8 protein-coding genes and 2 pseudogenes are annotated in these 9,061 nt (G+C 73.8%); 8 read left to right on the top strand and 2 right to left on the bottom strand.

Going from position 1 to position 9,061, the window contains the following annotated elements:
* Both IEZ12_RS38265 and IEZ12_RS12245 read left to right on the top strand, forming a co-directional pair.
* Positions 1–319, top strand: a pseudogene (locus IEZ12_RS38265) (hypothetical protein); the annotation flags it as partial.
* A gap of 194 nt (positions 320–513) precedes the next feature.
* Positions 514–1,695, top strand: a complete 1,182-nt coding sequence (locus IEZ12_RS12245; protein ID WP_229847458.1) for an alpha/beta hydrolase family protein — start codon at positions 514–516, stop codon at positions 1,693–1,695.
* Positions 1,696–1,871: 176 nt separating this feature from the next.
* Here the strand turns inward: IEZ12_RS12245 and rox are convergent, their stop codons facing one another.
* Positions 1,872–3,308 (bottom strand): rifampin monooxygenase, encoded by a 1,437-nt coding sequence (rox, locus tag IEZ12_RS12240; RefSeq protein ID WP_189272058.1) that lies wholly within the window; start codon positions 3,306–3,308, stop codon positions 1,872–1,874.
* Between the two features lie 412 nt (positions 3,309–3,720).
* On the opposite strand from rox, the gene IEZ12_RS12235 reads away from it, so the two are divergent.
* From IEZ12_RS12235 to IEZ12_RS12210, 6 genes are all read left to right on the top strand, one after another.
* Positions 3,721–4,161, top strand: coding sequence for a hypothetical protein (locus IEZ12_RS12235; protein ID WP_189272057.1), 441 nt, complete (start codon positions 3,721–3,723; stop codon positions 4,159–4,161).
* 262 nt (positions 4,162–4,423) lie between these two features.
* Positions 4,424–5,908, top strand: a complete 1,485-nt coding sequence (locus tag IEZ12_RS12230; protein ID WP_189272056.1) for a SulP family inorganic anion transporter — start codon at positions 4,424–4,426, stop codon at positions 5,906–5,908.
* Between the two features lie 324 nt (positions 5,909–6,232).
* Positions 6,233–6,448 (top strand): hypothetical protein, encoded by a 216-nt coding sequence (locus IEZ12_RS12225; RefSeq protein WP_189272055.1) that lies wholly within the window; start codon positions 6,233–6,235, stop codon positions 6,446–6,448.
* Entirely contained in the window at positions 6,445–6,660 is a 216-nt protein-coding gene (locus IEZ12_RS12220; protein WP_189272054.1) for a hypothetical protein, read from the top strand. Before IEZ12_RS12225 ends, IEZ12_RS12220 begins: the two co-directional genes overlap by 4 nt.
* 304 nt (positions 6,661–6,964) lie before the next feature.
* On the top strand, positions 6,965–7,198 hold the full coding sequence (locus IEZ12_RS12215) for a DUF6296 family protein (protein WP_189272053.1): 234 nt from the start codon (positions 6,965–6,967) through the stop codon (positions 7,196–7,198).
* Between the two features lie 52 nt (positions 7,199–7,250).
* Positions 7,251–8,189: a hypothetical protein gene (locus IEZ12_RS12210; RefSeq protein ID WP_189272052.1), complete on the top strand. Its 939-nt coding sequence runs from the start codon at positions 7,251–7,253 to the stop codon at positions 8,187–8,189.
* A gap of 390 nt (positions 8,190–8,579) precedes the next feature.
* Here IEZ12_RS12210 and IEZ12_RS38260 read toward each other — a convergent pair.
* Positions 8,580–9,061, bottom strand: a pseudogene (locus tag IEZ12_RS38260) (hydroxymethylbilane synthase); the annotation flags it as partial.

Below are 9,061 nucleotides of genomic sequence, written 5' to 3'. Positions count from 1 at the left end.
GGTGATCCTGATCGAGGAGGCCGCGAAGCGCCTGATCAACTACCTGGAACAGCAGTTGGAGCAGTACATCATCGCGCAGGTGGTGGAGGCCGCGATCGGTCCGCTGGTGGACACCGTGGCGAACGCGGTGCAGGGGCTGGTGTTCCAGGCGGCGGAGTCCGCGCTCGGGGTGTCGGGCGGCGGCGGGGGAGGCTCCGGCTTCCGGATCGACCCCGACGCGCTGGAGGAGCACGCGCGGATGATGCACGAGCAGGCGGACGCGGTGGCCGGGCATGCGCAGATGTTCCAGTCGAAGCTCGCAGGCGTGAGCTTCGAATGAGCAGGGTGTCGGCCCGCGCCTTCGCGTCGGACCGGACGCAACTGCGAGTCGAGGGGGCCGTCGAGGGCCGTGCTCGACCATGCCGGCGAAGGGAACTGCGCGCCGCCGGGGATCTCAGGGTGTAGCCAGTACCACCATCAAGACGGAAGCCTGCATGATCGAGCGTCAGGGCGGGGCCGAGCAGGATCGTGTCCGTGAACACCACCTCGAACCGCAAGCGCCGCATCGGCGCTGTCGCCATCCTGGGTCTCGCCGCATCAGTGGCCGCGGCCGGCACCGGAGTCGCCGCCGCGACCCCGCCGTCCACGGTGCACGCGACCGCCGTCGCAGCTGCCGCGGCGCCGCCGCGGTCCTTCCAGGGCGCGCTCCCCGCGCCGACCGGCCCCTACGCCGCCGGCGAGGACGTCATCCACCTCACCGACGCGAGCCGTCCCGACCCGTGGGTGCCGTCGTCCGGCCCCCGCCAACTGACCGTCACGATGGTCTACCCGGCCGTCCCCGGGACCGGCACTCCGGCCCCTTACATGACCCTCGGCGAGGCAGCCGGAATCGTCCAGCGGCAGCATCTGCCGGCGAGCTCCGGCGTCACCCCGCAGACCCTTTCCGGCGTCACCACTCACGCCTTCGACGGCGCGCGGCCGCAGCGCGGCAAGTATCCCCTGGTGGTCCTCTCGCCCGCGTACGAGAACCCGCGCATGGTGCTCACCTCGCTCGCGACCGACCTGGCCAGTCACGGCTACGTCGTCGCGCTCGTCGGCCACACCTACGAGGACAGCGGCGAGACGCTCGCGAACGGCCAGACGCCGCCGTGCGCGATCTGCGACGCCCCGGCGACGCTCGACTTCGACGCCGTCGCCGCCGGCCGTGCGCTGGACGAGTCCTTCGTGATCGACCAGTTGACGCACGGCAATACCGCGTGGCCCCTGGCACACCTCATCGACAAGCACGAGATCGGCACGGCCGGACACTCCCTCGGCGGAGCGGCGGCCGCCGCCACGATGATCGCCGACCCGCGAGTACGGGCCGGAGTGAACATGGACGGCTCCTTCCACCCGGACCCGACGCCCGGCGAGATCACCCGGCCGTTCCTCATGCTGGGTACGACCGCCAACACCGATTGGGAGCACCCCTGGGCCGCCCTTGGCGGCTACAAGAAGTGGCTGACGGTCACCGGCGCCGACCACTTCAGCTTCAGCGACCTGGACCTGCTTCACGAACAGGCCGGGTTCCCGACGCCGCCCCTCTCCCCGGAACGCGGAGTGGCGATCACCCGCGAGTACGTGACGGCGTTCTTCGACCGGACGCTGAAGGGGATCCACAGCCCGCTGCTGGACGGCCCCTCGCCGAACAATCCGGAAGTGCTCTTCCAGCACTAGCCAGGCGCCGGCAGCGAGGCCTGCTCGAATCGGGCCCTCCGGCGTTGTCGCCGAGCTGCTCCTCCTGGGCCCGGAGGCGCTGGGCCAGTTCGGCGTTGGCGTCCTTCGAGCGGGCCGTCGTCCGGGAGCCTCGCGGGTCCGGGGTCCCCGTGGGAGGGCCGGGTGATGACGGTGCGTCAGAGCAGGTCGGCCGGCTGCGGGGCGCCGAACCAGCGGGTCAGGGCGGTGGTCAACTCCGCCTGACTCTCGCCGAGCCAGGCCACGTGGCCGTCCGGGCGCAGCAGGACCGCCGGGGCGGGCAGCTCGGGGCAGGGGTCCACCACGAGGTCGACGCGGTCGGACCAGCCGTCGGCCGAGAGCCGGCCCGTCCGGTCCAGCAGGAGGCCCCGGCCGGTGTGCATCCGGTCGTAGAGGCGGCCGTCGGCGAGGGCCACGTCCCGCTGGTGGCGGCCGAGTCGGTTTGGGCCCTCGCCGAAGTCGTAGCGGATGTCCAGCGCCGTGATGATGCCGGTGATGTGACGGTTCACCTCGGGGACGTCCATCAGGCGGGTGAGCAGCGCGCGCAGCGCCGTCGGGCCCGGTTCGGTGCCGATCAGGGTGATCTGGGCCCGGGTGTTGTCCAGCACGGACGCGCCCACCGGGTGGCGCTCCGCGTGGTAGCTGTCCAGCAGGTCGGCCGGGGCCCAGCCGATGACCTCCGCCGCGAGCTTCCACCCCAGGTTGAACGCGTCCTGCACGCCCAGGTTGAGGCCCTGGCCGCCGGTCGGCGGATGGATGTGCGCAGCGTCGCCCGCGAGCAGCACCCGGCCCACCCGGTACCGCTCCGCCTGCCGCGTCGCATCGCCGAACCGGGACAGCCAACGCGGCGAGTGCACGCCGAAGTCGGTGCCCGCCACCGCGCGCAGCTGCCGCCGGAACTCCTCCAGCGTCGGCGCCGCCCGATCCTCCGACACGCCGTCGGCCGGCACCACCACCCGATACTGCCCGTCACCCTCCGGCTGCAGGCCGAACCGCACCTGGGTGCGCTGCACCCGCGCCACCACCTCGGCGATCCGCTCCGGATCCTCCGTCGCCGACACCTGCCCCAGCAGGGTCTCCACCGTCGCCGGCTCGCCCGGGAACGCCACACCCACCAGCCGGCGCACCGTGCTGCGCCCGCCGTCGCAGCCCACCAGCCAGCGCGCCCGCAGCCGCGAGCCGTCCGCCAGTTCGACCTCGACGCCCTCCTCGTCCTGCGTCAGACCCACCACTTCGCGGCCGCGCTGCAGATTCACGCCCAACTCCTCGGCGCGCTCCGCCAACAACCGCTCCGTCACCGGCTGCGGCGTCGCCAGGCCGTACGGATGGGCGGTGTCCATGCCCTCCGGCCAGTCCGCCATTACGCCGCCGAACAACCCGCCGACCCGGTACTCCGAACTCGCCGCCCGGAAACGCTCCAACAGACCACGCTGATCCATCACCTCCACACTGCGCGCGTGCAGACCCTGCCCACGGGACTCCCCGGTCGGCGCCGTCAACCGCTCAAGGACCACCACCTCCACCCCGTGCAGCCGCAGCTCGCACGCCAGCATCAGCCCGGTCGGCCCGCCGCCGACCACCAGCACGTCGATCATCAATCCTCCGAAATCGCCCAGCAAGTGATTTTCCGTCAGATCCGGCGCGTACTTCGCTTCCTGCGCTTCCCCGCCCTCGGTCGGACATTCTGCGACACCCGGGGGGCCTTGCCACAAGCCCCCCGTCGCGCTATAGCTTGAGAGTGGCAGGAGCGGCCCGACCGCCCTGCCGTTGCTGTTCCGGCCCGGTGTTCCGGCGCCTCGGCGCGACGGCGCGGCAGCGCGACGGCGCGTCGCCCCGAATGCGGCGTGTGCGCGGCGTGTGCGCGGCCGGGAACCGGACAAAACCGTGGCCGAGATCCCGGCGGACCGCCCGCAGCCGCACACTCACCGTGACTGTGTGGATACGATGACGGCACATCAAGTCCGACGGTGGGGAGCCGGGTTCGGACGCGAGCCGGGGAGGGCGGGGATGCGCAGAGCCGTGCTGCCGAAGTGGCTGCTGCTCGCCACCCTCGTCGCGACCCTGATCGCGGCGCTGCTCCCCGGCCTGACGGCCGACCGGTTCGCGGCCGGCCCCGGGGCGACCCCCCGGTCCGCCCTCGCGGTCGACCCCGTCGCCGGCGGCGCCGTCGAGACCGTCGCCCCGACGGTCGCTCCGGCGATCGGCAGTGCGGGCGGCGCGGCGGAGGAGGAGCCGGAGGGCGCCGAACGCGGACGCGGCTCCACCGCTCCCGCCGCACCCCTTCGCCGCGACGTCCGGACGGCCGGGACGGCGACCCGGTCGGCGGCCCGATCGGCAGTGCGCGCGGACGGCCCGACGGCCCCGCGCACCCCGCCCGATACCGCCGGCCGACCCGCACCGGCCGCCCGCCCGGCCGGGCCCGCCGAACTCCGGGTGTTCCGCTGCTGAGCCGGAGCCGCCGCGCCCGGACCTGACACTCCGTCACCGACCCGCATCCCGCCGGGCCGCACCGCGCCACCTCGCGCCGCGCCGTCCGCCGCCCTGCCCTCACGCCCGTGCCTGCCCAGGCCCGTGCCTGCCCTGTCCTCACGCCCGTGCCTGCCCAGGCCCGCGCCCGCCCTCGCCCGGCCGCCCGTCGGCGTGCCCGCCGGGCGGGACGCGCCCCCGCGCCACCGGAAGTCCCCGTCACTGCTACACCCGAGGACCCGCCATGCCCTGGAACTCCGCCCGGGTGCGCGCCGTGCTGCGCACCGACCTGCCAGCCTCCATCACCGTCTTCCTCGTCGCCGTCCCGCTCTGCGTCGGCGTCTCCGTCGCCTCCGGCGCGCCCGCCGAACTCGGCCTGGTCACCGGCATCGTGGGCGGCCTGGTGGCCGGCGCGCTGCCCGGCAGCAGCCTGCAGGTCAGCGGGCCCGCCGCCGGACTGACCGTGCTGGTCCACTCCGCCGTCACCGCCTACGGGCTGCCCGCACTCGGCATGGTGGTGCTGACCGCCGGCCTGGTGCAGGTGCTGCTCGCGGTGCTGCGCCTGGGACGCTGGTTCCGGGCCGTCTCCGCCGCTGTGGTGGAGGGGATGCTCACCGGTATCGGCATTGTGCTGATCGCCTCGCAGTCCTACGTGCTGCTGGACCGGAAGGCCGGCGGGGAAGCGCTTTCCAACCTGGTCGGAATCCCCGCCGCAGCCGTCCGCGCGGTCGACACGGCGGCCGGCGGGGCATCGCTCGCCGTCGGTGCGGGGGTGGTCGCGGTGCTGGTCCTGTGGAAGTACGTGCCGCGACGACTCGCGCTGCTGCCCGGCCCGCTGGTCGCCGTGGTGCTCGCCGCGGCCGCCGTCCAACTGCTGGACCTGCCGGTGGCAACCGTCCGGGTCGACGGCCTGCTGGACACCCTGCAGCCGCCCGGCGTCGAGCAGCTCGCACTGCTGCTGCGGCCCGAAGTGTGGGGCACCGTACTGGCGTTCGCGCTGATCGCGTCCGCCGAGAGCCTGTTCAGCGCGTCCGCCGTCGACCACATGCACGCCGGGCCGCGCACCGCCTACAACCGGGAACTGCTCGCCCAGGGCGTCGGCAACGCGGTGGCCGGAGCGCTCGGCGCGCTGCCGATGACCGCGGTGATCGTCCGCAGTGCCGCCAACGTCCAGGCCGGCGCCCGCACCAAGGCCGCGCGGATCCTGCACGGCGTCTGGCTGCTGCTGTTCGCGCTGGTGCTGCCCGGGCTGCTGGACCTGGTGCCGCTGGCCGCGCTCGCCGGTCTGCTGGTGCACGCGGGCGGCAAGCTCGTCGCGCCGCGGGCCCGGTGGCGGCTGTGGCGCTCCGACCGCTCCGAGGCGCTTGTGCTGCTCGCCACCGCGATCGGCATCGTCACCACCAACCTGCTGGAGGGCGTGGCCATCGGACTGGTCGCCGCGCTCGCCAAGACCGCCTGGGACGTCACCCACATCCGCCTGCACGTCGAACAGTCCGCCGCCGGCACGCTCGTCCGGGTGCACGGGAACGCCACCTTCGTCAAACTCCCCACCCTGGTCGACCGCTTGGAGGACGTCACCCCGACCGGCCCCGTGGAGCTCGACCTGTCCGCCCTCACCCACCTCGACGCTGCCTGCCGCCAAGCCCTCACCGCCTGGGCCGACCAGCACCGCCGACGCGGTGTCGCCGTCACCGTGACGCCGGAGCGCGAGATGGTCAAGTCGACCTGACGGGGCACCGATTCCGTTGTCCGGCACCGCCGTTGGTCGGGGATCCGGCCGGCGGCGGTGCGGGTTCCCGGCTCGGCGCTCGGGATTCCTTCTGGCGGTCTGCCGAGAGGGGGGCTCCCCCCTTCATCTGTGCGCTGACCACCGCGGGCGTCGGTCGGGTTCGCGCGAATCAGCCGTGTGTGCCTCGGCGGCGGCGCAGGGCCACCAGGATTCCGGCGCCGAGCACCAGGATCGCGGCACCGTCGACGGCGATCCGCACCGTGTCGCCTGCGCCGGTCTCGGCGAGCTCGGCGCCCGTGCGGGCGGCCTGCGTGGGCGGCCTACGTGGGCGGGGCGGTGGTCGGCGTGCCGGCGGTGGCGGTCGTCGACGCCGTCGCCGAGTGCGAGGGCCGGGCCGACGGAGTGGCCGTCGTGGCGCTGTCCACCACGGTGAAGTCGCGGGACGGGTATCCGACGAACTGCGTGCAGACCCCGGTGCCGTTCTGGTTGGACGCAGGCTTCTGCTCGGCCGGGGCGCGGCGCGGCTGCCCAGGGCCATGACTGTGGCCGAGGCCGCGGTGAAGGCGTGGGAGCGTGACGAGGTGGGCGGGCGTGCCACCGGGACCCACGAGGAGTGCATGCAGCGGGACCGGGCAGCCGAGTCGGCCTTTGTCGGCCTCGCGATCTCGGATCACGGCCGCCGCGAGGGCGGGGAGGTCGTGATCGACCTTGATGTCGCCCCCGCCGGGGCGGCGTTGCGGGCCTCGCAGTAGGCGGGCCGTGGCGACAGGCGGACGGCCGCCTCCGCCGGGGACAGCGTGCACCCCTGAGGCGGTCGGCAGTGCCGACCGGCAACCTGCGATCGCGGATCTCCGCGCCGTCGAAGTGATGAACGGCGTTCGAGGACAAGGGAGTTCGCGCGACAGCCGGTGATGGTGGGCCCGGACCGGACCCCGGCGTGTCGTCGTGTTTCGGCGGCGGGTGGTTGGGCGGAACACCCCAGGGGTATGCGCCGAGTACGGGGCCGGGTGGGGATGTGGTCGCGGCCCCCGGATCAGCAGGCGCCGAGGTGGAGTGATGGACAGCCCGCACGGTTACCGTGTCGCGGTTCCCGGCCGTCCCGGTTCGCACGCCCCGCAGGTCACCGTGGTGGTGTACCGCACGGACGAGATCACGCCCGAGGGGCTGGCCGTGTATCTGGGCGAGGGCGGCCTGCGGGTCGTCGTGCACGGCTCGGTGGCCCGTTTCCTGGAGCCGTACCCGGACGGGCTGTGCCATCCCTGCGGCTACGCGTACCCGCTCGGCGGTTGACGGACCCTCAGGAACCGGCCGCCGGTGAGTACGGTGACAGCCGGCGGTTCGAGTGGCGACGGGGGTGGCGGGGGTGTACGGGCGGTGGTGGAAGCCGGACGCGATCTCCGGCCCGCTGGTGCGGCTCGGCGAGGTCGATCTGGTCGGCCGGGTGCCCTCGCAGGTCGGGGTGGAGGTCCGTCGGCTCGCCGCGCGCGAGGGCGTCGCGGTGCGGACCAACCCGGTCGGCGACCCGGAGGTCGCGGCGTGGGGCCTGTCGATGGGCGCCGCCCAGGCCTGGGGGCCGGGACCGTACGGATATCCGCAGTGCGGCGAGGCCCAACTCTCCGAGGTGCTGCTGGTCGCACCCGAACTCGCTGCGGATCCGTACGCGGTCGAACCCGTTCGGCGCCGGCGCGACCTGGTGGACCGGCCCGCTAACCCGGGTGCCTGGCCGGTCGCCGCCGACCTGCAGCGGCCGCGGTGGAACTGGACGCCCGGCGCGAGCGTCGGGCTGTTGCGCTTCGGGATGAGCCCCGAGCAGGTGTCGCGGGCCCTCTGCGGCGCCACGCCGACGCTGCGCCGCGGGCACCCGCACTGGACGAACCGGCCCTACCGGGACTGGCCGCACCAGACGGAGCCGCCCGGGCCTGTTCGGTGGTCGCTCGCGGAGGAGCACTACGCGGACCTCGGGGTGACCGCCGAATACCGGTGCCGCAGGGCCGGGTTCCCCGTCCTGGGGGCGGTGACGGTGGCGGGGCGCACCGGCCCGCAGCTGCACTTCGCCGGCATCCCGCTGGTCGGCCGCCCACTTACCGAGGTCGAGGCCGACCCTGACCCGCCACGCCGACGAACGCGACCTCGGTCTGCTGTACGACAGCGAGGACGAGTTCGGCCCGCAGGACGCCCACCTGTACGTGCTGCCCGTCCGGGCCGGCGACCGGACGATCAGCGGCGTCCGCCTGTTCGAACCGGACTGGAACCACCGGCGCTGACGCCCGTGCCGCCCTAGGGCTGCTGCGAACGGCGGGAAAACGGGCGGATCCGGGTGCGAACCACCGCGGTACGGGCACACGCGCAGGCATGGTGCGAATGACGAAGGCGGGCCGAGTGGGCGCGACCCGTCGGGGTCGAGCGGCAGCCTCGACTTGACCAGCTGATCGCCCAGCCACTGGACCTCGCAGCCGTAGGTGCGTGCGATGACGGCGAGGTCCGCCCCTGTGCGGAGTCGCGCGGCAATGGCTGACACGCACCTCACAGCGAGGGTCATGCGCATGCCTCGCCAGTCGGCCTCGTTGGTGGCCCACATGGTCTTTCTCCAGAACGAGACGGGTTGCAGTTGCTGGCGCAGGCCGGCCCCGCGTTCCGGGTTCGTCAGAAGGCGGGGCCGGCGGCAGCAGGGTCAGTGCGGGATGCCGGAGATGATCTCGCGTGCGCCCTGGCGGAGGAGTTCGGCGGCGACGCGGGCGCCGAGGACGGCCGGGTCGCCCTGGTGTTCGTCCCACAGCATCGCGTTGGCGAACTTGCTGCCCTCGCGGTCGAACACCATGCCGCGCAGGGAGAGTTGCCTGTCCGGCTCGGTGGTGCAGTACCCGGCGATGGGGCTGTTGCAGTGGCCGCGGAGCCCGTGCAGCATGACGCGTTCCGCCGTCACCTCCCGCTGGGTGCGCGGGTGGTTGGCCTTCTCCAACAGCGCGGCGACGGCGTGGTCCTCCTGTCGGCACTCCAGCCCGAGGACGCCCGCGCCGACGGCGGGCAGCATCTCGTCCGTGCCGAGCACGTAGCCGGGGCGCTCGATGCCGAGTCGGGCGAGCCCTGCCGTGGCCAGGATCATGCCGTCCGCATGGACGTCGATCTTCTTCGTGCCGTCCAGCTTCTCCAGCC

Source organism: Kitasatospora griseola, assembly GCF_014648555.1.
Lineage (GTDB): Bacteria > Actinomycetota > Actinomycetes > Streptomycetales > Streptomycetaceae > Kitasatospora > Kitasatospora griseola.
Note: the sequence above shows the minus strand (reverse complement) of the source record. Positions and strands in the feature narration are given on the sequence as shown.

What these genes read in the sequence shown, in the direction of transcription:
- IEZ12_RS12215 (WP_189272053.1), top strand. Translation starts at nt 6,965, where the DNA reads ATGGACAGCCCGCACGGTTACCGTGTCGCGGTTCCCGGCCGTCCCGGT.
- IEZ12_RS12230 (WP_189272056.1), top strand. Translation starts at nt 4,424, where the DNA reads ATGCCCTGGAACTCCGCCCGGGTGCGCGCCGTGCTGCGCACCGACCTG.
- rox (WP_189272058.1), bottom strand. Translation starts at nt 3,308, where the DNA reads ATGATCGACGTGCTGGTGGTCGGCGGCGGGCCGACCGGGCTGATGCTG.
- IEZ12_RS12235 (WP_189272057.1), top strand. Translation starts at nt 3,721, where the DNA reads ATGCGCAGAGCCGTGCTGCCGAAGTGGCTGCTGCTCGCCACCCTCGTC.
- IEZ12_RS12220 (WP_189272054.1), top strand. Translation starts at nt 6,445, where the DNA reads ATGACTGTGGCCGAGGCCGCGGTGAAGGCGTGGGAGCGTGACGAGGTG.